This window comes from Ruminiclostridium sufflavum DSM 19573 (assembly GCF_003208175.1).
Lineage (GTDB): Bacteria > Bacillota > Clostridia > Acetivibrionales > DSM-1351 > Ruminiclostridium > Ruminiclostridium sufflavum.
Genome location: NZ_QKMR01000004.1, coordinates 38,316 through 62,739, shown reverse-complemented (window position 1 = coordinate 62,739; position 24,424 = coordinate 38,316). Strand labels below are relative to the sequence as shown.

The 24,424-nt window shown below is 36.6% G+C and carries 21 protein-coding genes and 1 tRNA gene; 5 read left to right on the top strand and 17 right to left on the bottom strand.

The features are described from left to right. Nucleotides 1-117: 117 nt before the first annotated feature. Nucleotides 118-194 (top strand) — tRNA-Arg (locus LY28_RS04220). A gap of 372 nt (nucleotides 195-566) precedes the next feature. Here the strand turns inward: LY28_RS04220 and LY28_RS04215 are convergent. Then, nucleotides 567-2,240 (bottom strand): ammonium transporter, encoded by a 1,674-nt coding sequence (locus LY28_RS04215; protein WP_110460932.1) that lies wholly within the window; start codon nucleotides 2,238-2,240, stop codon nucleotides 567-569. Between the two features lie 611 nt (nucleotides 2,241-2,851). On the opposite strand from LY28_RS04215, the gene LY28_RS04210 reads away from it, so the two are divergent. Together LY28_RS04210 and LY28_RS04205 are read left to right on the top strand one after the other, a co-directional pair. After that, nucleotides 2,852-3,838, top strand: a complete 987-nt coding sequence (locus LY28_RS04210) for a DnaD domain protein (RefSeq protein WP_110460931.1) — start codon at nucleotides 2,852-2,854, stop codon at nucleotides 3,836-3,838. A gap of 65 nt (nucleotides 3,839-3,903) precedes the next feature. Then, on the top strand, nucleotides 3,904-4,920 hold the full coding sequence (locus LY28_RS04205) for an ATP-binding protein (RefSeq protein WP_110460930.1): 1,017 nt from the start codon (nucleotides 3,904-3,906) through the stop codon (nucleotides 4,918-4,920). Nucleotides 4,921-4,938: 18 nt separating this feature from the next. Here the strand turns inward: LY28_RS04205 and LY28_RS04200 are convergent, their stop codons facing one another. Further along, on the bottom strand, nucleotides 4,939-6,045 hold the full coding sequence (locus LY28_RS04200) for a type II CAAX endopeptidase family protein (RefSeq protein WP_110460929.1): 1,107 nt from the start codon (nucleotides 6,043-6,045) through the stop codon (nucleotides 4,939-4,941). A 380-nt stretch (nucleotides 6,046-6,425) separates the two neighbouring features. Between LY28_RS04200 and LY28_RS04195 the strand changes: the two genes are divergently transcribed. Beyond that, entirely contained in the window at nucleotides 6,426-6,659 is a 234-nt protein-coding gene (locus tag LY28_RS04195) for a DUF3892 domain-containing protein (protein ID WP_110460928.1), read from the top strand. A gap of 95 nt (nucleotides 6,660-6,754) precedes the next feature. On the opposite strand, the gene LY28_RS04190 is transcribed toward LY28_RS04195, so the two are convergent. From LY28_RS04190 to sleB, 6 genes are all read right to left on the bottom strand, one after another. Further along, nucleotides 6,755-7,333, bottom strand: coding sequence for a hypothetical protein (locus tag LY28_RS04190; protein ID WP_110460927.1), 579 nt, complete (start codon nucleotides 7,331-7,333; stop codon nucleotides 6,755-6,757). Nucleotides 7,334-7,345: 12 nt separating this feature from the next. Then, the gene (locus LY28_RS04185; protein WP_110460926.1) at nucleotides 7,346-7,900 is read right to left on the bottom strand and encodes a CDP-alcohol phosphatidyltransferase family protein; all 555 of its coding nucleotides are present in this window, start codon (nucleotides 7,898-7,900) and stop codon (nucleotides 7,346-7,348) included. 47 nt (nucleotides 7,901-7,947) lie between these two features. Next, nucleotides 7,948-9,153, bottom strand: coding sequence for a DUF6557 family protein (locus tag LY28_RS04180; protein ID WP_110460925.1), 1,206 nt, complete (start codon nucleotides 9,151-9,153; stop codon nucleotides 7,948-7,950). A gap of 68 nt (nucleotides 9,154-9,221) precedes the next feature. Continuing rightward, the gene (locus tag LY28_RS04175; RefSeq protein ID WP_110460924.1) at nucleotides 9,222-9,749 is read right to left on the bottom strand and encodes a hypothetical protein; all 528 of its coding nucleotides are present in this window, start codon (nucleotides 9,747-9,749) and stop codon (nucleotides 9,222-9,224) included. 355 nt (nucleotides 9,750-10,104) lie between these two features. After that, nucleotides 10,105-11,526 carry a germination protein YpeB gene (gene ypeB / locus LY28_RS04170; protein ID WP_110460923.1) on the bottom strand — a complete coding sequence of 474 codons (1,422 nt, stop codon included), beginning with the start codon at nucleotides 11,524-11,526 and terminating at the stop codon, nucleotides 10,105-10,107. Between the two features lie 17 nt (nucleotides 11,527-11,543). Next, nucleotides 11,544-12,239 (bottom strand): spore cortex-lytic enzyme, encoded by a 696-nt coding sequence (gene sleB / locus LY28_RS04165; protein WP_110460922.1) that lies wholly within the window; start codon nucleotides 12,237-12,239, stop codon nucleotides 11,544-11,546. A gap of 209 nt (nucleotides 12,240-12,448) precedes the next feature. On the opposite strand from sleB, the gene LY28_RS04160 reads away from it, so the two are divergent. Next, nucleotides 12,449-13,558 (top strand): MGDG synthase family glycosyltransferase, encoded by a 1,110-nt coding sequence (locus LY28_RS04160; protein ID WP_110460921.1) that lies wholly within the window; start codon nucleotides 12,449-12,451, stop codon nucleotides 13,556-13,558. A 135-nt stretch (nucleotides 13,559-13,693) separates the two neighbouring features. On the opposite strand, the gene LY28_RS04155 is transcribed toward LY28_RS04160, so the two are convergent. The 9 genes from LY28_RS04155 to LY28_RS04115 all read right to left on the bottom strand — a co-directional run bounded on the left by LY28_RS04155 (nucleotide 13,694) and on the right by LY28_RS04115 (nucleotide 24,353). Beyond that, on the bottom strand, nucleotides 13,694-14,626 hold the full coding sequence (locus LY28_RS04155) for a C40 family peptidase (RefSeq protein ID WP_242981145.1): 933 nt from the start codon (nucleotides 14,624-14,626) through the stop codon (nucleotides 13,694-13,696). Nucleotides 14,627-14,689: 63 nt separating this feature from the next. Next, nucleotides 14,690-16,903 carry an ATP-binding protein gene (locus LY28_RS04150; RefSeq protein WP_110460920.1) on the bottom strand — a complete coding sequence of 738 codons (2,214 nt, stop codon included), beginning with the start codon at nucleotides 16,901-16,903 and terminating at the stop codon, nucleotides 14,690-14,692. Continuing rightward, nucleotides 16,903-18,006 (bottom strand): metallophosphoesterase family protein, encoded by a 1,104-nt coding sequence (locus tag LY28_RS04145; RefSeq protein ID WP_242981144.1) that lies wholly within the window; start codon nucleotides 18,004-18,006, stop codon nucleotides 16,903-16,905. Before LY28_RS04145 ends, LY28_RS04150 begins: the two co-directional genes overlap by 1 nt. Before the next feature lie 20 nt (nucleotides 18,007-18,026). Continuing rightward, nucleotides 18,027-18,428 carry a holo-ACP synthase gene (acpS, locus tag LY28_RS04140; RefSeq protein ID WP_110460918.1) on the bottom strand — a complete coding sequence of 134 codons (402 nt, stop codon included), beginning with the start codon at nucleotides 18,426-18,428 and terminating at the stop codon, nucleotides 18,027-18,029. A gap of 173 nt (nucleotides 18,429-18,601) precedes the next feature. Next, nucleotides 18,602-20,551 carry a GAF domain-containing protein gene (locus LY28_RS04135; protein WP_110460917.1) on the bottom strand — a complete coding sequence of 650 codons (1,950 nt, stop codon included), beginning with the start codon at nucleotides 20,549-20,551 and terminating at the stop codon, nucleotides 18,602-18,604. Between the two features lie 45 nt (nucleotides 20,552-20,596). Further along, entirely contained in the window at nucleotides 20,597-22,174 is a 1,578-nt protein-coding gene (locus LY28_RS04130; protein WP_110460916.1) for a DUF342 domain-containing protein, read from the bottom strand. 63 nt (nucleotides 22,175-22,237) lie between these two features. After that, complete coding sequence (locus LY28_RS04125) at nucleotides 22,238-23,068, bottom strand: hypothetical protein (RefSeq protein ID WP_110460915.1); 831 nt, start codon at nucleotides 23,066-23,068, stop codon at nucleotides 22,238-22,240. A gap of 35 nt (nucleotides 23,069-23,103) precedes the next feature. Continuing rightward, nucleotides 23,104-23,595, bottom strand: a complete 492-nt coding sequence (locus LY28_RS04120; protein WP_110460914.1) for a GNAT family N-acetyltransferase — start codon at nucleotides 23,593-23,595, stop codon at nucleotides 23,104-23,106. Between the two features lie 26 nt (nucleotides 23,596-23,621). Beyond that, a complete protein-coding gene (locus LY28_RS04115) occupies nucleotides 23,622-24,353 on the bottom strand; it encodes a PspA/IM30 family protein (protein ID WP_110460913.1) in 732 nt (243 codons plus the stop codon). Between the last annotated feature and the right edge of the window lie 71 nt (nucleotides 24,354-24,424).

Below are 24,424 nucleotides of genomic sequence, written 5' to 3'. Positions count from 1 at the left end.
TACAACTTAAATACAACTTAATTTTTTATTAATGAGTACTTGCTTTTTTGTCAATTATGTATTAATATATTATTTGCACGTAAACATTGCCGCCCTGCTTTTATGCGGCTAAAATATGCGCCCGTAGCTCAATTGGATAGAGCGTCTGGCTACGGACCAGAAGGTTGTGGATTCGATCTCTGTCGGGCGCGCCATATTAAAAAACCCCTTTAGCATAAGCTTTAAGGGGTTTTTTGTTTCTTAGTTTATATTTCTATTTTAATTTGCTTGTCACCGTATTGACACCGTAAATATCAGGAAGAGTCTCAATTAAATAGCAAGGAATAAAAATTTAAATGATGTAGGTACTTTGGTGCAGTTACTTCTTTTTTTCTGATTTCTCTATAGGAAATTAACGAAATACATAATCAAGTCGGAAAGCGGATTATTCTGTTACACCATTAAGCTTTATATACCTAAGATGGGCAACCCTTGTACCAAGCTGCAAATCAAAAAGCAGTGACCTTTTATCCTGATATTAAAGGTCACTGCTTTTTGACAGCTTTATCTGAACAGGAGGTAATTTTCTATTCATCATCCTGAAGAGCATCATACCCCTCTTCACTTGTACGCACTTTTATAACATTTTCCACATTATAAATAAAGATTTTGCCATCGCCAATTTTACCTGTGTACAGTACACGTTTAGCAGCATTAACTACTTCTGAAACAGGAATCTTACAAATGACTATTTCTACCCTTATTTTCGGTAATAATTTAATCTCCATTTCAATACCGCGGTAATATTCCCTGCTTCCCCTTTGCATACCGCAGCCCAAGACATTTGAAACTGTCATTCCCGTTATTCCTATATCATTCATTGCTTCCTTCAATGCATCAAATTTAGTTACCTTGGTTATTATCTCGACTTTTGTCATTTTTACTTCTGAATCTGCAGGTCTGGCAGACTTATCTATCACAGGAATCGCTTTATCAATATGAACAGGAATCTCTACACCATCTGAAACAGTCAGTGCAGGCATAAAGTCTGCATAGGAGCTTACAAGTCCATGCTCTTCAATATCCAAGCCTATAATTTCTTCTTCCTTTGAAACACGTAATCCAACGGTTTTTCTTATTACTGTAAAAACAACAAGCATTAAAACTGTAACCAGTACTGCAACCGATATAACTCCTAATGCTTGAATTCCGAAATAGTGAAGTCCGCCGCCATACAGTAAGCCGCCGTCTAAAGCAAATATACCTACCAGCAGTGTTCCCGCCGCACCGCATAATCCGTGAACCCCTACGGCTCCCACCGGGTCATCTATTTTCAAAACCTTGTCAATAAACTCTATACCAAATACAACCACAAAGGCTGCAATCACACCTATTATTGCCGCCCCTGCCGGACTTACCGCATCACAGCCGGCAGTTATTGCCACTAGGCCGCCCAAAACAGCATTCAAAGTCATTGAGACATCAGGTTTTTTATACCGTATCCATGTAATAGTCATTGCTACTGTTGCTGACGCCGCCGCTGCAAGATTAGTCGTTATAAATATCTTACCCATCATTGTAAGTGTATCATCCCCTGTTGCCGATACTGTAGAACCGGAATTAAATCCGAACCAGCCAAACCAAAGAATGAATACGCCTAATGCACCCAACGTCAAGCTGTGTCCGGGAATAGCTTTTACTTTTCCGTCCTTGTCATACTTTCCGATACGCGGCCCTAACATTTTAGCACCAATTAATGCTGTTATCCCACCCACCATATGAACCGCCGTTGAACCTGCAAAATCGTGGAAACCGAGCTGCGATAGCCAGCCGCCGCCCCATATCCAGTGACCGGATATCGGGTACACAACAGCACTTATCACCAGACTATAAATACAATATGCTATAAATTTTGTACGTTCTGCCATGGCACCTGATACTATTGTTGCTGCTGTCGCACAAAATACGGTTTGGAATATCAGGAAAACCGGTCCGGGAAGGCCTGCATTCACTCCGTCACCTGTTGCAAAAAGACTTGGAGCTCCTATAATTCCGAACTGACTTGCACCAAACATTAAACCAAAACCTAATATCCAGAAAGCTATTGAGCCTATAGCAAAATCCATAAGATTTTTCATTATAATATTTCCTGCATTTTTTGCTCTGGTAAAACCCGTTTCCAACATTGCAAAGCCTGCCTGCATAAAGAATACCAATGCTGCCGCTACTAAAGTCCATATTACATCTACTGCCTGAAACATAAAACCATCTCCCTTCCTATAACCCCTTTAATTGGCATAATATAAAGTCAATTACCATCAGCTAGGAAACAATATCCTTTTGTCGCGAGGGCTTAAACCGCAAGCGACTCTGGTAATCCTGATGCATAAAAAAACGCATATTCGCCATATCTGCGAATACACGTCATCGTGTAATGTTTTTACCGGTAAAGGTATACTTTATAATTTACTTTGAGAACATTATTCACTTTAAACCAAAAAAGTGCTACAGAAATAATTATCTGCAGCACCTTTGCTTACGTTAAATATATATTAGCACCTATACCTTGATTAGTCAACACTTTTTGAAAGATACTTATTTGTTCCTGCATTTTTACAACTGTATTGCTGATTTTCATTATAAAAAGTAGCCTTTTTGCATCAAACTATAAATAATATTGCAATTTTGACTTTCATATTTGTGAACTTACCACAATCACAAAAAATATTAATAATAATTTTTACCTGAACTTTATGTTATAATTATATCATTAATATAAATTTATTAATCCTATTGCTTTTATAATTATCGGTTTAACGGAGCCTTTCCGGCATAAATGCATATAATAGGACTTTTATTAAAGGAGTAAAAAATGTATTTTGAGGACTTTAAGTCATTGCTATATTCTGACACATCAGTGCCGGATATTTTTATCAGTCAATATATGCCTTCTATGGATAGCGGCAGCGTGAAGGTATACTTATACATGCTTTTTTTATGCAAGCATAACAAAAAGGCTGCAACAGATGAAATTGCCAAAACTCTTAATTTAACTCATGACGAAGTAAAAGCAGCTCTCACCGCTCTTGATAATCTTGAGGTTATTTCATGGGTTGAAGATAAGGTTCAGTTAACTGATTTAAAGGATGCGGAGATAAAACGTATATATAAGCTAAAGTCAATTTCATCTCCGGAACAGGCAAATGAAAACTTTGAAAAGAATAAAAGCCGAAACAGTACTCTTTCGGCAATTAATTCAAAATTTTTTCAGGGCCTTATGCCGCCAAATTGGTATTTAACAATAGACAATTGGTTTTCCATATATAAATTTGATGAGGACGTAATGTATACGCTCTTTAAGTATTGTCATGACAACAACACCTTTCATAAAAGCTACATAGAGGCTGTTGCAAACAGCTGGCACCGCCGCGGAATACAGAACTTTTTCGATTTGGAGAAATATTTTGAAGAAATGTCCCATGTTCGCGGTGTCAAGGGAACAATAATAAAAAAACTGCGCCTGAGAAGGGCTCTTACCGAATATGAGCATGAATTTGTTGAAAAGTGGGTTATTGACTATAAATATAATATTGATGTTATAGAAATTGCTCTCAAAAAGACTGTCGGCAAAACAAATCCTGACTTTAAGTTCCTAAATAATATTATAACCAAATGGCATGATTTAGGATTGCTTTCGCCAGAGGAAATATTTAGCTATGACAATAGCCTTAAATCCCAGCGTGAGGGAACAAAAAATGTTCAAAAGGCCAAGGATTCACAAAGAGATAATTTTGAACAGCGTCAGTATAATGAAGATTATTATGATAATTTTTTTACAAATTCAACTAAATCCTCTTAAAAGCTCGAAAACATCCACGAAGGCTTTACCAAATTTTTGTGCCCGGATTGGGCGCGGAGGTTATTATGAACAGGGATATACACAATCTAATAGCGAGAGAATACGAGAAAAGGCAAAAACAAGCAGCGGATACAGCCCGGCAGCGTAAGGAGGACTTGTATGCCAAAATACCGCAGCTTATTGAGATTGATGATCAAATTAATAAACTAGGCATCAAATATAACAGGCTTATTTTATCTTCGGACGGCAATGCCTCTGCCCTTTCGTCAGAGCTTGCAAATAGCATGGCCTCTCTTATTGAAAGGAAAACAGTTCTCCTGAAAAACAATGGTATCAATGCTGACTATCTGAAGCCGCAATACCAATGTGCCAATTGCTCCGATACGGGTTATATCTCCGGCTCAAACGGGTTTAAGCGCTGCTCCTGCTATAAGCAGCAGATAATAAGCCATTTGTTTTCCAGCTCAAATATAACACCTGCCGGAGATGAGTGCTTCCGGAATTTTAATGAACTGCTGTATCCTGATGAAATTAACCCCAATAAGTACGGAATAGCTGTATCTCCCAGAGAAAATATTAAAAACATAAAGCTAAGCTGCATAAATTTTACAAAAAATATTGATGCCCCAAAACAAAAAAATCTGTTTTTCAGCGGCCGTACAGGGGTAGGAAAGACCTTTCTGTCATTTTGTATTGCAAGAGAGCTGATTAATCAGGGAAGGACTGTGCTTTATCTGACTGCACCTGCACTTTTTGATATCATTAACGAATATAAAATGAAGGCTTATAAGGAAGTTAATTTTGATGATGATCGATACAAAAGCATATTTTCTGTTGAATTACTCGTTATCGATGACCTCGGTACAGAAACTCTCAGTGATGCCAGATATGCGGAGCTTTTAAATATTCTCAACACCCGCCAGTCAAGAGACTCTGTTTCTGCCTGCAAAACTATTATATCTACAAATATGGGACCTAAAAAGCTGTATGAATTATATACTGAACGTATTACCTCCAGAATCATGGGGTATTTTGACAGATTGGTTCTGGCCGGCAGGGATATCAGAAGTGAAAATTTATAGTCAAAAATCCGGACCCTTCTAGTCAGGCCATATAAGCCATAAAGCTTTTAACGTATCATACAGTATTCCACTTTTTATATTCATTAAGCTTAAAAATTGCCCCACAAAGGTGAAAATAATCAGAAGCAATCCCGGAAGTAAGGCTATCAAATTTATCAGGCTGAACTTCCTTATATCCTTTGAACCTGCCGCCGCATTTTCTTTGCTTTCTTCTGCATCAGAGGAAGCACCGTAAAAGTCCTGACTGATTTCTCCCTTAATTTCTTTATTACAAGTCTTATTAACTCTGCAAAAGGCATATATTAAAGCTGTAAATACGGCAACACAGCCTAAAAACATCATCAGATAAAAGACAATTATAATCACCCATGAAAATATGGGAATACTGGAAAAATCAATCTGGAGCTGATCAAGCTCCATTTCCTCCATAGCGCTTGAAGATGAGAATACCATCATTACTGCTATTGTGTTATTGGAGAAATGGGCAATCATACCTGCATATATGCTATTAGTTCTATAGACAATAAATCCTATTAGTGCTCCTAAAAGTATAGTGCTGACACCTTTTTGAATATCCCTGTGCAATATGCCGAACAGAACTGATGTTACAGCCAATGAAGCTATAACTCCATATCTTTCATAGCCCTTGCTTATCAAGCCTCTGAACATGATTTCCTCACAAACAGCGGCAGATATTCCTACAACTAATATCGCAATAAAAAGTGTAGGTACGTCGGGTACTGAAATCTTATCAATCGGAAGATTTTTACCGAATACCAGTCTTATGAGTCCTAATGCAATTGCATTCAATACTGCCACAATAGGTAAAGCAGTAACCATTAGTACAGGAATTATCAGATAATTTATAGGCTTTATTTTCCTAAGCTTTAGAGTATCCTTTATATTATACCTTCCAAAAAACAATAATATCAAAACAGGAGCTAATATAAAAAGCACCTCACCGAAGCCACTTCTGAGATAATCATTTTTAAAGGGCAGAAATATACCCCCATATGTCAAAAAAATAGTTGTCAGGGAGAACAAAATACCCGCCGCCAAAGAACCGGGATACTTATCCTTTCTTTCAACTTGAACGGCTGCGGACTGTTCCTCAATATTTTTCACAAATAATCCTCCTGCGCTGTTAGTATGTTATTATTATGCCAAAACCTTAGCTTTGATATCTCTTATATTACTATTCATATTCTGTAAATACAATTACTTTATTAATTTTCTAAATTAGTTATCCACCTTCATAAATTAAATTGGAATTTATACATTAGAAAGCTGCGAAAAATTATATGTAAATTTTATTTTAACAATAGTTGCTTGAATAAATTGGGAGTTTAATACTAAAAGGCATTGAAAATAATAACTAGGTCAATTGCTATGGTTAAGCCTGATAGTCATTGACTTTATTATTAATATTTGCCTTTTTCATTTAAGGCGGGAATATTAGGGGCAATAGACATTTTAATAAAACAGTCTGGAAAGGGGGTGCCCTTATGAATAATGAAAACAGAATTGTAAAGGTCAAAAAGAATGGGCAAGGTTCAGTTACTGATGTAATGTTTGAAAGCGGTCGTGTTTGTCCCTTGAATTTTGCAATACTAATGGCAAAAAACGGTGCTATTGATGGCTTTAATGTTGTCAGAGGTAAAAACGGCGGAGAGTATCTCAGTGCCGACCCTAACAGCTCCGGTGCCGGAAATTTGAATAATATGCCAACATTCAGATAACTTATATTAGTCTCTGCAATTTTTAAGGAGCAGAAAACCAAAGGTCCTTCTGCCCCCACATGCTCCTAATATTCCTCAAATATGTATCAAAAGACTTAATTTCTATTCCTGTTTTCTCCTCTTTTCTTCAATGTGACCACAAAAATTACAATAGCTCCTCCTATTGTTATAATCAAAGTTCCAAAACCGGTAAGCATGGTTTTCAGCAATGACATGCCGAACCCTTTTCCTATAGCCAATACGGCTTCTTCACCTTCTCCCGATTCATATCGTGCATCCAGCTCATATTTGCCGGCTTTTTCTATAGAAAATTGAAATAAGCTTCTTCCTTCTCTTCCATTCACCGAATATCTTGAGTTAATCGTTGGATTCTCCAGATTTATGTATTCTCCTGTCTCTGCATTCTTTAATTTGCAGACCAATCCATTTATATTGTCTGTATTATATGTCCTGCCGTCAAGAACACTTCTGTGCTCAAAATATATGCTGTAATCGCCGGGCTCTTTCAATTCAACAACTCCGGCACCCGGTACAACGACCTTATTATTGATTCTGTCAACACTTGAATTAACTCCTGTCATCAATACAGCGGTTAATAAAATAATACCGGCAACAAAAAGCAAGCCCGAGACAGCATAAAGAAATCTACCCGGTTTAATATTATCCTTTGCCATAAAAATCCCCTTTCATTTTTCCCTGCGTATATAGCCTATTTCGTCAAACAGCCCTCTGATGTTCGGCTTTAGCTCTTTTGAAATCATTTGAATAATAAATTCTTCAAGTGCCGATATGCTTGCGATAATACAGCCTGAATAAATCAATACCCTTGCATTAATAAAGGAAAGTAAAACAGGAAAAATAAACAAAACAATTCCTGTAATTTTATTTCCGTAAGTATGAAGTCCTGAAAGCTCCTTATATCTCACAAATGCCGCCAGTATTGATGCAACTCTGACAGCAGCAATTACTATAATCCAGTACATCATTTCACTTTCAGGCTTTATTACAGGATAAAGAATTATTAATAACGTGACAGCCATAATCATATCCGCAAGGGTATCCAGCTTCTCTCCAAGTCTGCTGAGGGTTCCTGTTTTTCTGGCAATATAACCGTCTGTAACATCACTCAGGCCGCATATAATATATATTATATAAAAATTAGCAGATAGAGGCTCCGTAAAAAACAAAAAAATTGAAAGCAATATTCTGCTAAGTGATATTGCGTTTGGTAGTGATTTCATTTATCCACCCTTTACCATATTAAAGACAGGACAGAACCATCATTATATTAAACCCTATAAGAAATCAATGCAGGTAATAAAAAAACAATAACGGCAATAATTCCTCTAAAGGTTGAGTACTCGCCATGATAAACTGCCGTGCCTCCATCTCTGTCCCATTTCATTATTCCGTCCTTCATCAGCTTATTATACGAAAAAACATATGCTATCGTACATACATATGGAAGCTGCATCCCGCAGCCATATACAAATACTCCGGCTGCTCTTCTTAATGCCTTGCCATATTCCGGCTTTTCACCGCTTTTGCCAGTTACCTTAATCTTCAAGAGCCATTTACCAAGAGTGTAGCCGACTTTTGATAATAATAAGGCCTCCGCAAAGAGCCACGGAACGTATAAAAATACTCTGGCAAGAATATTAGTTAATATATTGGAAAAAGCATATGTATATGTGGCAGGAGATATTGAAGCCCATAAAAAAAATAAGAGAGTCGTCCATATCCCAAAATCCACAGCTCTTGCCAGGTAACGTACCACAGGCTTGATTTGAGATGCCTCGGGATAGTTGTTAAAATCCTCTTCATTATTGATATACTGCTTTATCTTCGGAAATCCATACAATATAAAAATATTACTTTTATCCTCCTTTATATTTGGATATAAGGTCTGAAGATTCTTAATACTATCCTGCTTTTCTAAAAAATAAAATTTTTCTTTAATTTCATCTTCAGTAAATCCCATTGCGGTCATTGCTCTAAGGCAATACGCAATATACGTTTCAATTCCGAATTTCTGAAGCTGCTCCTTCTTAACCCTAAATTCCAGCCACTCCTTTGGATAGAAGTAATCCATACAAAGCCTCTCATGGGTGGCATCCTCACTTCCGTATACATTGCAGTTCTTGTTAGCAAAGCTCTTACTTTGATCATCTATTACGATACTGATACTGCTTGTATTTTCAGCTTTTGCATTTATAAGAAGCTCTATTATATCCCGATAACCATCAATGGTATCCTTTCCCTCCGGAAACAGCTGCAAGAAGCTGTTTATTATCTCTTCCGAGTCAGCACATTCAAACAAGTCCTTAAAAATAATACCGCTGCTCTCCCATAGCCGTCCGCTTTCCCTGCCGTAAAGCTCTTCTCTCGCTCTATTAATTGCATCCTGTTCATATTCAGCATACTCTACATAGATAATCTTCCTCAATTCATCATCTTTCAGAACCAGCAGATTTTCTCTTAGACTATTAGTCATTACCCGCTCTCCATTCTATGTAATTTTATGTGCCTTCACAGAAAACCGGATTCAGTTTAAAACTAATTCTAGTTATTTTTTTTGCTGACTTTTCTCATCTCATTTAAAACTAATTGCGATTGTGAAAATAATAATTTATATTCTTTGCTTTTATCTACATTCTGAATATCTATATTAATTGAAAAAATACCTGCCCTGGTGAATAAATAAAAAGTATGATTATTTTCTTCGGGCAGGGTATCAATATTGTCAATCTTCTTCATAGCAGGCAATGCTTGAAAACAGCTTTCCAAAAAGGTTGAAACAGCCTTTTTTACAGCTTCATGCTGACCTGCGCCGATAATACCTCCACCATTTGAAAAATAAAGACTGGCTGTTCCGTCTATAAAACAAATCATCGTTGCAGTTTTTCCCTTATCGACTCCCATATCCACAACTGCACCAAAAACCTGATAATCATTCCCCATTTTTATACCCATATCATCCGGTGTAAAAGTAAAAGCAAGCTTACGCATTGATGCATATGTTAATTCATCACTTTGGTCATTTTTATTGTTGTCCTTTAAGCTATCGGCTGTTTTAATTAATCTGAACAAAACAAACTCTCCTCTCCTCTGCTAGAAATCAGCACTATCTTTATATATATTTTACCCGTATAATTTAAAAGTAATCATATCAGTTTCTTATGCAAAACCAATGTATTTAAGCTTCCATTTGCCTGTTTACATCCGGTAAAGTCTTTTCCCTTGTATAAACTTTTTTAGAACAGCGATGCCTCATCAAAAACCAGCCACAAAGCAGATTTAAATGCTTATATTTAAATTACCCCAGAAATCGTCATTTGTCTATATAAACTTATATATAAAACCCCGAAATAGTCCATTCAAAGCATACTGAGCTATTTCGGGGAAATTTATTGCTATAGGTTTTATTTAATTATTTTTTAAAGCTTTACATCGTCAAAGTACCGCTGTCATCTTCAATAAGCAGCAATACATCCTCTTCTGCTCCTGTTACGGCATTTATATATATGATAAAATGCCGGTCATCCATATCTCCCAGGAATTCATAGCAATACTTTTCTGTTTTGAAATCTGTGGGAATAATCGCTTTTCCTTGGCTTATTATTTTCAGCTTATTATTAATTTGTTTTCTTGCCTGCTCTATTGTAAGCTTTGCCGCCGGTATTTCTCTGGTTCTGTGGTTGTAAAGGTAGCCCTTTGATTCTATTCCGACTATTTCACCGTTATCCAGAGCTATCTTCACCTTTACCAAATCAGGGTACACAATGGCGTTATCCTGGGTATACGCATAGCATATTACTGCTGTCCCGTCTGTTTTCTGATAATACGTATCCTTCATATTTTTAAAGCCATTCTTGCTCAAAAAAGCCGAGGCTTTCTTCTTGGCTTCTTCCATTGTCAGAGTATCCTTTCCAAAATCCCTGTTCCTCAGCATCCAATATACCTGTCCGCCCTGCTGTGTTATATCAACCTCAGCACTTTGTTCATCAGTTGAATCTTTATATAATACACTGAATCGGAAGGTTTTTATTTTTCCCACATCATTACTGTCCAGTTGTTTTATTTCCTGCACCTTATCCTCCCCAACAAACTTTTTTGCAAGCTTCTTGGCTTCCTCTGCACTGACCTTATTGCTCTTGAGTCCTAAAGGCTTTTCTTTAAGCATATGATCAGAGTAAGGCCCATCATAAATAAGGGAGGGATATTCCTGAAAATTTTTATCAATATTTTCAATCGCGCTTGATTGCGGATCATTGGTCTTTGCCACACTCACTGATTTCTCAGCATTTGTTTTTGCTTTTTCCCAGCTCATTTTACCTGCATTTATTTGATTCTCAATTCCATGCAGGCTTTTTTGCAAGGACACCGCATACCCATGCAACTTACTAAGATTTTGATATTCTTCATCACTAAGCGATGTCCCGTTCAAGGTTTTTGTATTCAGGGCATATGCCATGTCTCCAACTTGAGTCAAATAATTAGAGGTCTTCTCAAGAATAGGCGGTGAAACCGGCAATTGTCCCATATTTTCCTGAGCAAGGTTTGCCTGTCTCCATACATCTTCAAGCATTGCAGATGTACTTTTGGGCGTAGAAGTAATCAAGGATTTCGCCAGTAAAACCTCCAGATCATCCACATAATTTGTTAAATCCATGAACGCCCTATTATACTGATTTTCTGTTTGTATTTTTAAAGCTGTTAATTGCTTATTCTGGTAATAGCCCCATGTTCCGACTCCAAATAGAGCCAATAGGGCAATTATGGCAATCGCTCCCGTCCACGAGCCTCTTTTTCTATCCTGTTTATCACTAAAGCTATTTAAATTTCTTCTGTATTCTTCCTGATCCAACTAAATCACCTCCATTTTTATATTCCAAACCAATGCTTTCCTATTTTAAGGTGAACCTTTCTCGACCATATCCACTTACTGGTAGCCGTAGCCGGATTCCAATAATATAAACAGCCCTCTGTAGGATCCCATCCGGCAAGTGCGTCTCTTGCCGCCTTCACCACTGTTGATTTAGGATCAATCGCTACATCTATCTGTCCGTCCGATACCGCAGTAAAGGCCCCCGGCTGATATATAACGCCGGCTATCGTTTTGGGAAACTTTGAACTCTTTACTCTGTTCAATATTACCGCTCCGACTGCAACCTGCCCTTCGAAGGGCTCACCTCTTGCTTCCCCGTTTATGGCTCTGGCAAGGAGCTGTACATCGGAAGTCTGCTTTGCAGCAGCATATGCTTGTCCTGTTTCAATAATATGCCCCAGACCCATTGTAAGAAGGGTGTTCTCATCCGCTACTCCGTTTGCGTCAAGCCCATATGTTTTCTGATACCTTAATACTGAAGCAAACGTATTTGAATCAAATATTCCGTTGATATTTCCATTATAATAGCCCCAGTTTTTTAATTCCTGCTGCATATCCTTTACCTCCTGCCCCTTATCTCCCATTTTGAGAGACGGAGCTATGCTTGTAAAGTACTGCCGGCCTTCTCCTAAAAATGTTAAGCTTAGAAATAAAGTTAAGCAAAATGCTATTATTCTAACAAGCTTTTTCAATCTTGTGCCTCCTTCCAAAATCACTAAAATTTAAGTAATGTTATTTTTAGTTAATAATAGTTAAAATATTCGTTATATATTAAATTGAGTTAATATGGTTATTCCTTTCATTGATTCTATATTTATTCTATTTACGTATTATTTTTAAGCATAATGTCAAAAATCTATATTGAATAACTAACCTAAAATATATAGAGCGGAGATCCACTATGAAGTTACTAGTACTATATGTTTCTGTTGGTACCGGACATATGAAGGCTGCTGAAGCTTTGAAGGAATCTATTGAAAACCAATTTACCGGATGGTCGGTTGATGTTTTAGATACATTAAAGTATATAAATCCTATTGTTGACAAAATAGTAGTCAACAGCTATCTTGGTACGTTAAAAAGAAGTCCGGGGCTGTATAGCAAGCTTTATACCGCATCGGGCACCGGCACCGGCATTTATGATATCAGTAAGGCCTTTAACAAGCTTTTATCATACCGGCTCAAAAGTCTCATAAAAGCTTATGAGCCTTCTGCCATAGTATGCACACATCCGTTCCCAATGCAGATGCTATCCTCTCTTAAAGAGAAAAAGCAGCTTGACATACCGGCAATAGCAATACTAACTGACTATGTCGTTCATTCCCTTTGGCTGGACAGCGGTATTGATGCTTTTATTGTCGCTAATGACATGATGAAAACAGAAATGATTAATAGAGGAATTCCAAGTAATATTATTTTCCCTTATGGAATACCTGTCTCACCTAAATTTCAGACCCAAGCCAACAAAAAATTCTTACTCGGCGAATTAGGTCTGGATGAAAAATTCACTGTTTTAGTTATGGGAGGAGGAATGGGCTTCGGAAATATAGAAAATACAATAGGCTCACTTCTCAAATGTGATCTTGATATACAAATAATAGCAGTGACAGGTACCAATAAAAAATTAAAACACCATTTGGAACATACTGCTAAGGACAGCAATAAAAAAGTTTTAATTTTAAGCTATACAGACAGGATACATGAGCTTATGGACATTTCTGACTTGTTAATAACAAAACCCGGAGGAATGACTGTTTCAGAAGCTCTGGTAAAGGGTCTGCCAATTTTTATAATATCTCCGATCCCCGGTCAGGAGGAGGGTAATGCCAGCTTTTTAATAAGAAGCGGAGTTGCAAGCAGGGTCGATAGCTCTGACCAGCTGATAGAAGTACTGGCTCGTGTCGCCAATGACCCTGTCACCTTGAATGCAATGAGGCAAAACTCAAAGTGCCTAGGTAAACCAAACTCAGCAGATGACATCGCCGCATTATTAGAAAAGCTAATTACTTAGAATTAGTTGGCTGAAACTCTGAAAGGAGCCATTACTAATTCTAAGTCAATTACTATCAGCTGAAAAACTATATCCCGTTTTTGCGAGGGCCTTCAGCAGAATTGCCTTGAGTGATTATTAAAAGTGTTAATATATTTAAAATATTCTTCTTATCCCACATATTCTGCCTCTGAAATAGTTATCCTCAAGTGAATCGGTAACCACTCCTTTAGAGGTACTTGAATGTGTAAATTCATTATCTCCGATATATACACCTACGTCATTAACATCCTTTTTAAGACTATCGGAGCTGAAAAATATCAAATCTCCCACCTCTGTTTCCTCCTCCTTGACAGCAGTTCCCATCTTTTTCATATCTGCCGCTGATCTTGGCAAATCTACCCCGTTAATCTTACTGCAAATATATACAAGCCCGGCAGAATCCAATCCCCAACCGCTGGTACCGCCCAAAACAAATATCGTTCCATTAAACTTTTTTATAGTCTGAACAAATTCAGCATTTGTAGTTTTAGGAATTACATTATCACTTATAGGTATGGCAATTACTCCGCCCTCATCTATCCATCCCTTTTTATTCTCCGGAAGCAAAATATCATAACCCGTCTTTGACGTGGCGAAGGAGTATAATTCGGTACCCAGTACTATTTTTTTGTACTTTGCATTATTATTCGCTCCTGAATAGATATCAGCAAGCTTTGCCGTTACAACAATTTTATTTTTTATACTCCCATCAGTAACACTATCTGTATCTCTGCTTATATACTTGCTTTTTACCCAGCCTGAAGTACCGTCCAATAATTTTATGCCAGTCCAGGAGTCCTCTTCTTTTGAAACTGACACTACTTGATTATACAGGACTTGTGTTATTCTTGTACTCAAAATATCCGGCTTGTCAAACACATCCACAACAGCCTCTGTTATCACCGCTGCGCTCTCAGGCGTTATTCCGCTGAGAAGCTGCTCATTTGAAGTTATAGGAATTTCTCTTTTTCCACAGCCACACAGAGCTGTAATAATTATAACCAAAAATATGCATATGTTTTTTATCATTAAAGTTCTCTTTTTCAAACTAACTGACCTCCACGCCTGATATCGGCACAAAAATTTGAATACAATATTTACAAACCCGAATTATTTCAATACTTGTATTTTACATGGATACTTACCGCTGATTAATTCAACCTCTCTCTGCTTGCAAGTAAATATAACTATCTGTTGCCTTTTGCTGATTTCATAAATACATTTAAGTGCATTATCTGTTCTGACATCATCGTATTGTGAAAAAGGCTCATCTATAATAAACGGCATACTTTCATTTATTTTCAAAACACTCTCAGATATTGCAATTCTGAGAGCCAGATATATCTGGTCTATAGTTCCGCTGCTTAGAACGGCAGCAGGAACAACCATTTCAGTCTTAGGATTGCTTACCATAATTTTTAAGCCTTCTCCTGCTCTGATGTCAGAATACTTGCTTGCAGTCAGTTCAGCAAAGGTGTCCTTGAAAACCTTATTCATAACGGGTATATACCTATTTTGTACATGCTTTGAAGACTCTTCAAGAACTTTAATAGCAATATTCAAAGCAGCCCCTCTTTGTTGCAGGCATACCTTCTGCTTCGTTAATTTGGAAATTTCATTCTCAAGGAGCTCTTTATCCTGAATAGCTTCAGTCTTTTTTAACCCGGCTTCAACAGTTGCTTTTTCTATTGTCTTTCTTTGGAGCTGAGCCATTAGAAATTCTTTTATTTCGGATAGCTTCATATACTCATTATTACTGCTGTTTTCAAATACCTTCTCGTATACTTCTTTTTCAGAGCATGTCAAATCTCCGAAGACAATGTCCTTCAGAATTACAATTCTATCGGAAAGCCTGTCAATTTCACTTTCCAATGCCATACTGTCTGCCTGATTATAATTGCTTCTGCTGCTCTTGAGTCTTTCAGACAACTGTTCATACTGATTTTTTTCAGTTATAATCCTGTTATTTAGGCTGTCCAACTGCTGTCTAAGTATGTAATCCATTCTTTTGACATTATCAAGCTCTCGTCCGCCTTTTTCTTTCCTCTCATAAGCCTGGCTTTGCTGGTTTTCCAATGTTTCCAAAGTCTTTCTCAAAAAGAAACCGGAGAGTATAAAAATCAAACCTATTATTGCCAAAATTGATATAAATACTTCTGATAAATAAGTCTGAAAAAACTTAACTAATGAAAGAATCCATTCAGGTACTTTATTGTAGCCTTGCTCAATATGTGAAGTATATATACCGGCAAAAAACAAGCCTCCCATTATTGCAGCTGTAATAATTGATACCTTCCCGCAGATACCGGAAACCTTGCATAAAGCTTTCAATTTCTTTATCCTGTCCCTCATCGCTTCAAAGCTCGCCACATTATTTAGACTGCTATTACCATCAGTTCCATTAAGAGAAGCTGTCTGACTTATATTCTCTGCTATATTTTGCTCCAGCAGAGCCTTACTCCCCTCTAATGAGCTGATTTCAGCCTGTGAATGCTTAATTCTCTCATTTAAAAATGTAACTTCTTCTTTTTTATCCTTGCAAAGCTTTAATTTTTCTTTAGCTTCACAAAACTCTAATAATCCTGTAAAAAGCTCTGCCTTGGCTGAAAGCCTTTTAATCTGCAGCTCTATTTCTTCTTTTTTTGCAGCCGCTTCAAGAATACTTCTATTTTTTTCCTGAATTAATAATCTGCCCTCATTCAGCTCCTCAAGACGTTTATTTATAATGTCCAGAGGTCTTGTATAGCTTCTGTCAGTGCCTACTTGCTGTTTTAATGCCTCCTTCAATGCTTCCTCAGCCTTTTGATAGGATATGTCCTCCGAGCCGCTTTCTCTTATATTTGATATTCTGTCTATCAAATCCTTTGATCCAGAGGTATCCAGTCTTATGCCAGACTGCCTTACATATACTGTTCTCTCAAAAAGACCTTCATTTAAACCAATCAGCTTTTCTGCAGCACCATTCCCAGATTTATTATCCGCATAAATATTTGTAATATCATTGAATGATTGATCATACAGCGTAAAATCTCCTTTATCGAAATCTCTGTCTATTCTGTAGCTTTTTCCGTTATCAAGCTCAAAATTGATATATCCGCCATAGTCTGCCTTGCTCCAAGGTTTATAACGTTTAGCTTCATTCAATGCACCCTCCTTACTTGCTCTTCCGCCCTTCACCCCATAAAGCATTGCTTTAATGAATACCATCATAGTTGATTTACCGCTTTCATTAGGGCCGTATATGACATTCAAGCCATCTGAAAAGGGCATATCGAAATCCTCTATTTTTCCAAATCCCCTAACGTAAATTCTGCTGATTTTCATTAATCTACCCTTCCGTTTTCTAATGCCTGAAGGCCATACTGTAAAGCCATAAATAACGTTTCACGTTCTTCGTCCGTAGTCTCCGATTTCTGCATATCCATTATTCGCCGGACAAACTCCCCTTTAATTCCGGGATCCTCAAGATATCTTTCATAGTTAAACTGGATAGCTGTCAGATTTTTAAATTTTATAAAAAAGCAGCTTTTATAAAGTGCTTCTGCTATATTTTTAATATCCATGCAATATTCTTCAGAAATAAACCCCTTTAGCGAAACACTGTATAAATCCTCAGCTGTTATTTCTGCAAGTATCCTGTCAATAACAGCTTTATCACTGATACACTCACTGATATTTACCTCGAGCTTGTGATAATATCTGCTTGCAGCTGATATAAATTCTGTCTCAGCATGCTTGGTATTTTCATCTGAAGCCACTATTTTTCCCTGTATATATCCGTGGCGTCCCTCTTCGTCGAACCCAAGCGGTTGGGGGCTTCCAGGATTAATCATTATTGTTTTTTCATTTTGAACAACAAAATAGCAATGCATATGCCCTAATGCCACATAATCCATCCCTAATGATAATATTTCCTTTGATGTAATAGAATTATAGTTATTTTCTTCAAAAGGCATATCAACAGTACCATGAAAAACAAGAAAATTAAATTTTTCATCAGATAGCTTCTTGTCAAGAATAACCGGATAATCATTTTTTACATTTCCTCCGGTTCCCATGTTATAAATACAGGTATTATATTTTTCCAAATATAATACCTGCCGGGAATCTTCAAGAATATGGACATTGCTCCCCCATTCAAAAGCTTTATAGTATGACTTTTCATTTAAAGGGTCGTGGTTTCCCGGGCATATAATTATCTCCGTTCTGTAAAGCTCTGAAAACAGGTTTTTAACCGCTGAAATTGTAGCTCCTTTTACCCATTTATCTTCAAAAAAATCTCCGCCTATTATTAATAAATCTATATTTTGAGCCATAATCCTTTCAGCAATGCTTTTCAAGCAGTCGAACAGCTCTTTTTTTCTGATATTTGCCTTATCTGTATCCCCTAATGATGTAAAAGGCATATCAAGATGCAAATCAGACATATGAATAAACGATACCTGCCTCACTTTAAACTACCTTTCTCAACTAAAATTGATACGTATGCAACGGCATACTCCTTACAATGAGAAAGGGAAATCGAAATTTCCGGTGCTCCTATCTCATTAAAATACTTCCTTGTACCTCCATATAATGCAACAAAGGGCTTCCCAAGGCTATCATTCAATATCTCAATCTCATTTAAAGCTGCCTTGGAACAGATTCCTGTGCCAAAGGCCTTTGACACAGCCTCCTTGCCTGCAAATCTGGCTGCATAGCTTTCATATCTTGCTGTATTTCTGGACTCACAGTAATTTATTTCATCCTCAGTAAATACCCTTTCCAAAAAGCGTCCGCTCTTACTTTTTTCTATAGCCGCTTTAACTCTATCTATCTCAATAATATCAGTTCCTACTAATAATTTCAAAAAGCCACCGCCTAAAATAAAAATAGTACTAATTTAAATTAATGCTTACCCGCTTTATTGTATTTAAGCCTATAAATAGCTGATATGCTTTGTATAAATAAAACTAAGCCACATCCGGATTTATATCGGCAGAGGCTTAGCCTTTTTTGCTGCTAAAAAGTCTTATCTGTTTATTATCTGTAAAGTTCAAAAAATTCTGCAAAATTCTTAAATTCTGCCCCCAGCTTCATTATTTTTATTTTCATATTATCAAACTTTGTGCATTCTTTTATTTTACCCATAATTTCAACCTCATCAACACTATTCTCAATAATGAAAATATTATTATATGAAAAGGGATAGACCTTTTTAAAATTTTCCTTCAAACCCTCAACAGCTGAATTTCCTTTAAACAAGAATTCCCTTTGATCCTCCGCCTGTATTACAGACAACTCTATACCATAGTCCAAGGCAGCATTTACCTCGTCCTTCAAATCTCTCTTAAACAGCTCAATGTAGTTCGGAAGTGTAAATCTCTGCTGCATCTGGATTATCAGAAGATTATTCAATACCGGTGCTATATTCCCTGCTATAGTATCAATTATCAGCATATTTTCTTCATTATCAAGCTGAACATCTGTATAGCCGAATATTATTATTGCTCCCAAAACATCTGTTTCCATCATATCCAGATATATAGGAATTATTAATACCCCCTGAACCTCTCCAATGTCTTCAATAAATTCCTCACCCAAATATTCTGCAACCGTTGATTGCCCAAGGGCATAGACACAATCTCCTTCAAAAATGCGCTTCCACTTTTGATTAGGCTTTACATTTTTGCCCTTGCAGCCCTCAATATTTATAGTATTTGAAAACTCAAATTCATTTGTCTCCTTTTTATATATACAAAATGCACCCTTGTTGACATTGAAAGAAACCTGCAATGTTTTAGTCGCTATTTCCTGTAAGGTTTCTATCCTAATTGAGCTGCTGATATTTCTTGTTAAATAATTCAAGGATATAAGCTTGTCCAATTTTCTTTGAATTAAAGCCTTTTGTTCATTAACCATCTCAAATAATTTTGCATTTGAAATAGCAGTATACGTAGATGCCGCCAAGCTTTCTATCAGCTCAAAAATGCCATCGCCATACTCACTGCCTGTAACAGTTTCACTTAATGTGACAAACCCAAGAATCTGACGGTTTTTAAGCAACAGAACAACATACATAGCCTCAAGCTGTTCAAGCTGAGCATCAGCTATAACGCTGTCCTCCTCAAACAAGCTGTTAAAATACTCACAATCCTGCTTGTTTTTAAGATTAATTATTATCTTATTAGGATTCACCTTACAGGACCCTTTTAACAAAAGCCGTATGGTAACATTCTTAACCTTATAAAATATGTCCTTAAAGCTCTTTAAAGTATACCTGTCTCTTCTCTCATCAAAAAGAATAAAGCCTGTAATTTTACTGTGAGTCAGCTCTGAAAAAACGTCAACAGCTATGTCATACAGTGAATCAATCCTCAAATCACTAAGCAAAACCTTTGAGGATTGATTTATTGCAAATAGATTGAAAATCTTCTCATCCAGCTCGGTATTTATCCTTGCTAGTTTTTCATATCTGTTGAAATTCTCTAATGCAGTATTAATCAGTCTCATGAGAGATTCTGAAATAATATAGTCGTCTTCTCCGAAGCTGTTATTATTATTTTGAAATAAAATAATTCCATAAAGGCTGTCTTCAATTATTAATGGAACTACAGCATTTATTTCAAGGGAATCAATAAATTCAGGCTTTAAAAACTTTATAAGATTTTCTCTTTCATAAAGTATATTTCCATAATATGTAGCGAGATCATTTAACTCAATAGAGAGCTCTATATTATCTAATCTTGTCGAAAAGCCCTTAACCTTTTTCGGCACATAAGTATGATTTTCAAGAATATATATAGCTGATTTTTTTACCAGCAGCAGCTCATTAATAAAGTCAAAAGCTGCATCTACTATCTGGTCAAAAACCAACCTTTGAGAAAAAAATTCTATTGCCTGCACAAGTCCTGTATATCTATACAATTTTGCAGATAAAGCTTCATCCTTTTTTTCTTTTTCTATTCTCTTTAATATAGAATCATAATCCATGTAAATTACCTCCAATTAGTCAAGTAGTTAATCTCTAAAATGTTATTACATTTCCTTGATTGTTCCTTCATTATAATAATAACTTACTCTAATTACCGGCTTTTGAATTTCCTTTTGAATTCCTTTAATTTCGAGCATAGAATTGGGGAATGCTCTTTTAAGAATTGAAATTTCTCCTTCCCCTTTAGTTTTAAGGTAGCTAATCATCTTTTTTTTGCTATCCTCATAATCCAGAAGAACAGTTTTTAGTTCATTATAACGGGATGTTAATTTATCATATTCAGCCTTCCTGTTCTGCCGTGAATCAAAGGTATTTGAGAAAATAGACATCTGCTGCTTGTACTTGTTTATTTCCGCTTTAATATCCTCTATATTTTGAGATATCTCATCCAGTCTATCTTTATAGCTGCTTCTGTCAAAGCCCTTTACCTTTATTATAGTTCTCTTTTCACTGGCTGAACCGACTATAGCCGTAACAACTCTGACCTCGGCATTAATGGATCCTCCCATTATCTGCCCTTTCATTGAATCCAGAATCACCTCTTTTGCTGTGATATTACTATTCAAGCAATAGAAGCCCACATGAACACTTTCATCACAATATATGTCAGCATCCGCCACATACTTTATGTATAAATTTTTCTTACACCTTATAACTGTCTTGCCTTTTCCTACAATTCCGCCTTTTATGTATATATTGCCCTCATGGCTTTTAATTTCCTTTACATTGCCTACTCCATATTCACTGAGAATTTCGATATCCTTTGTAGATGCAATAGAAAAATTATCCTCGACTGTACCTTTAACGGTAATATAGCCGTCAAAGTTCACATTTCCGGTTTTCACACCGACATTTTCCTTTATTTCAAGATGATTGGATACTCCTATGCTTTCTCCCTGAAAAAATACGGCTCCGCTTCTTTTAGCATACAGAACCGTTTTATTTCCCTCAGAAACCTCTCTGACCGAACTTTTATCGTATAAAAGAGGATAATTCTTACCCGGCATTGCCTTTAAGGTATCTCCAAAGACATTTCTTCCTTCCTTGCCTTCATTGGCGGCAACCCTTTCGCCTAACCAGTCGCCTTCCTTAACCATATTTATTAAACTCAGCTCGTAATGATCAACATTGCCGTCTTCTTTTATCTCAGGCTTAACTTCCCTAAGCTGATAAAGTTTGTTTAAAGAATCCATACCCGGCACCGGGAGCAATCCTTCAGCCATCAGTATTGGTTGATTGGGAACCAGATTTAAAAGAGCATCCTTTTTTATACCATAGACAATACCCTTTTCGTTCAATTTCTCTACTATCTTTCTTATAATCTCAGGTCCGGCTAATTCACACTTGTCCGCAAAAATAGTAACATAAGCCTTTAATTTATCTCCTGATACTTCTACCTTTATCTTTTCCTTGACCGAACCAAATCTCCGCGGCTCTTGGGGCGCAAAAACCAGAGCCTCTTTAATTACAACAAAGTTAGACACCTGAATCTCAGGAAGAGAATACAATATATTATTAAATTCTCCAACACCTAACCCCTTTTTAAACGATTGTATGTAAAAGCCATCGCCGCTTTTAGTTATTTCTATATACGGAGAAGAATAAATAATGGTATTTTCCATGTTATGCCCCCTCAATTGTGTTGAAGCTACAAATGCTGATATTCAAATATTTTTATTGCCATACTAGTGCAATCTTATCTGATTTTTTCTACGCTCTTGTAATACACTATCGAGTGCTGTCGCTTCGTTTACCGCTGTCTCGAGTTTCTCAACCATTTCTTCCGATTCTATACTTGAAATAATCTGGTGCTTAAACATACCCAGCATGCTCTCTATATAATCCAAGCGAGCATTTATTCTATCCAGTTCATTTCTTTCTTCCTTCACTCTTTGAATAGCGCTTTCGTCCATTTCAATGATACTTCTTATATCATCTGCCATTCTCTCATCTTTTAAAAAGCTTAATTTTCTTCTATTAGCGTTTATCTTATTCATTAAATCATTAGTATTTATTTCAGATAATTCCTTTATCCTTATAGAATAATTTGTCATGAGTTTAATGTACGAAATAACAAGGTTTAAACTTTTCTCCACAATTTTCTCTTTTAAGTAGCTTCGTTCATCTCCTCTTTTAAGGGAATTTAAAATATCATCCTTGTCCTGCATAATCTTTCTGATCTTCTGTCTTTGAATAGGTGTTGCCGCCCCTCTTGCCTGAGCTGCCAATCTGCAGCATTGACGATTTAAATTATTGAGCTCCTTTTTTTTCTCTTTTTTCTGAATTTCTTCCTTGAAAGCACTGCTGAACATACTTTGAATAACCATACCAAGGTATGTCACTGCTCCTAACCCATATGCACCTGTTATTAACGATGAAACAGCTATGTTGTTATAGCTCAGGAAGCCCTGTGTCTCACTCCAGCCGCTCAACAAATAGACAACTGCACACCATCCTAATAATGTCGCAAAATTTCTAAATCTAAAAATAGCATTAAAAAACAAATTTCCACTCATATTTTTCCTCTACCTACCTTTATTTTACCATATTTTCAAACAAAAAGCTGATAAAATAAACAATCCAGATATTTATCAAACTTAAAAGCTATTTCCTTCATATGCCCGCAAAGTTTAAAACCAAACTGCTCATGCATTTTAATACTGATATCATTGTCGGCGCAGATACAAGAAATTATTATATGAAAGCCTGTATTCTTACCCAGCTCTATTACCTCACCCATAAGCTCCTTGCCAATTCCGAGCTTATGATACTCAGGGTCGACATATACGGACAATTCACATGTGATATTGTATGCTTCCTTGCTTCTATATTCAGATAAGCTGGCATACCCCGCAACCTTACCTTCAATCTCATAAACTATTAACGGATGCCTCTCATCATGTTTTTCAAACCATTCTGCTCTCTGCTCTAAAGTTTGAGAGTTAATATCAAATGAGGCAGTTGTATTCTCAACTGCCCAATTATATATCTCGGTAATCCTTGACAAATCTGAAACCTTTGCTTTCCTGATATTGCTTCTCATATTCTTTTACCTTATGCAATTATAAATCAATTTGAAATTTTATTTTCTGATTTTTCCTTAACCTCAAAGCCACCGTTATCTCCGCCTAGCATAGCCTCAGCTCTCGCTTTGGCTCTGTCTCTTGCAGAATTCATGTCAAGCCTTTTAAGCTTCATATCCATATTATCCTGATTTAGAGATTCCACTGCATTTGCTCTTGCGGTCTTTTTATTGACAATTTCACGAGCTCTGTCAAGATTATCATTCACACTGCCGACGCGGCTGTTTTTGGAGGTATATTGAGAATTAACAGAATTTATATTTTCACGTAAATTTGCCATTTTGGCCTGTGATTTCAAGGTCTTAAGCTCGTTTAACTTTGCACTCATTTCAGACTCAAATATTTTGTAGTCCTCACGTATCTTTTCTACCTGAACCATAGCATTTTCATAGGTAGCCTTATGAGTCTCAAAAACAGTCTGATATTCCTCCTCCTGCACTAAAAGCTCAACCAAAAGCTCCTTGTCTCCAGCTCTCTGAGCAGACTCAACTCTTGCCTTGATAGCATTTAAGTTCTTCTCAGCTGTTTTCATCTCTATTTTAATCATTTCAGCACTTGTCTGGATTTCAATTATTTGCTGCTCTGCCTCTCTTCTAGCCTTATCAATCTGGTTTTTTATATCCTCAAACAAGGCCTCTGGATTTCTCTCTTCCATATTACCGACAAACAGCCCGAAAAATCCTCTGACCATATGTCCAAGCCTGCTAAATAAACCCATTGTACTACCTCCTTAAAATATTTAAATGCTATTGAATAATGTCCTAATATATTATAATAAGCCCTATACAA

Bases quoted from the DNA above. Each gene is read 5' to 3' on its own strand.
- LY28_RS04215 (WP_110460932.1), bottom strand. From the start codon at position 2,240: ATGTTTCAGGCAGTAGATGTAATATGGACTTTAGTAGCGGCAGCATTG.
- LY28_RS04210 (WP_110460931.1), top strand. From the start codon at position 2,852: ATGTATTTTGAGGACTTTAAGTCATTGCTATATTCTGACACATCAGTG.
- LY28_RS04205 (WP_110460930.1), top strand. From the start codon at position 3,904: ATGAACAGGGATATACACAATCTAATAGCGAGAGAATACGAGAAAAGG.
- LY28_RS04195 (WP_110460928.1), top strand. From the start codon at position 6,426: ATGAATAATGAAAACAGAATTGTAAAGGTCAAAAAGAATGGGCAAGGT.
- LY28_RS04190 (WP_110460927.1), bottom strand. From the start codon at position 7,333: ATGGCAAAGGATAATATTAAACCGGGTAGATTTCTTTATGCTGTCTCG.
- LY28_RS04185 (WP_110460926.1), bottom strand. From the start codon at position 7,900: ATGAAATCACTACCAAACGCAATATCACTTAGCAGAATATTGCTTTCA.
- LY28_RS04180 (WP_110460925.1), bottom strand. From the start codon at position 9,153: ATGACTAATAGTCTAAGAGAAAATCTGCTGGTTCTGAAAGATGATGAA.
- LY28_RS04160 (WP_110460921.1), top strand. From the start codon at position 12,449: ATGAAGTTACTAGTACTATATGTTTCTGTTGGTACCGGACATATGAAG.
- LY28_RS04150 (WP_110460920.1), bottom strand. From the start codon at position 16,903: ATGAAAATCAGCAGAATTTACGTTAGGGGATTTGGAAAAATAGAGGAT.
- LY28_RS04145 (WP_242981144.1), bottom strand. From the start codon at position 18,006: ATGTCTGATTTGCATCTTGATATGCCTTTTACATCATTAGGGGATACA.
- LY28_RS04135 (WP_110460917.1), bottom strand. From the start codon at position 20,551: ATGGATTATGATTCTATATTAAAGAGAATAGAAAAAGAAAAAAAGGAT.
- LY28_RS04130 (WP_110460916.1), bottom strand. From the start codon at position 22,174: ATGGAAAATACCATTATTTATTCTTCTCCGTATATAGAAATAACTAAA.
- LY28_RS04125 (WP_110460915.1), bottom strand. From the start codon at position 23,068: ATGAGTGGAAATTTGTTTTTTAATGCTATTTTTAGATTTAGAAATTTT.
- LY28_RS04120 (WP_110460914.1), bottom strand. From the start codon at position 23,595: ATGAGAAGCAATATCAGGAAAGCAAAGGTTTCAGATTTGTCAAGGATT.
- LY28_RS04115 (WP_110460913.1), bottom strand. From the start codon at position 24,353: ATGGGTTTATTTAGCAGGCTTGGACATATGGTCAGAGGATTTTTCGGG.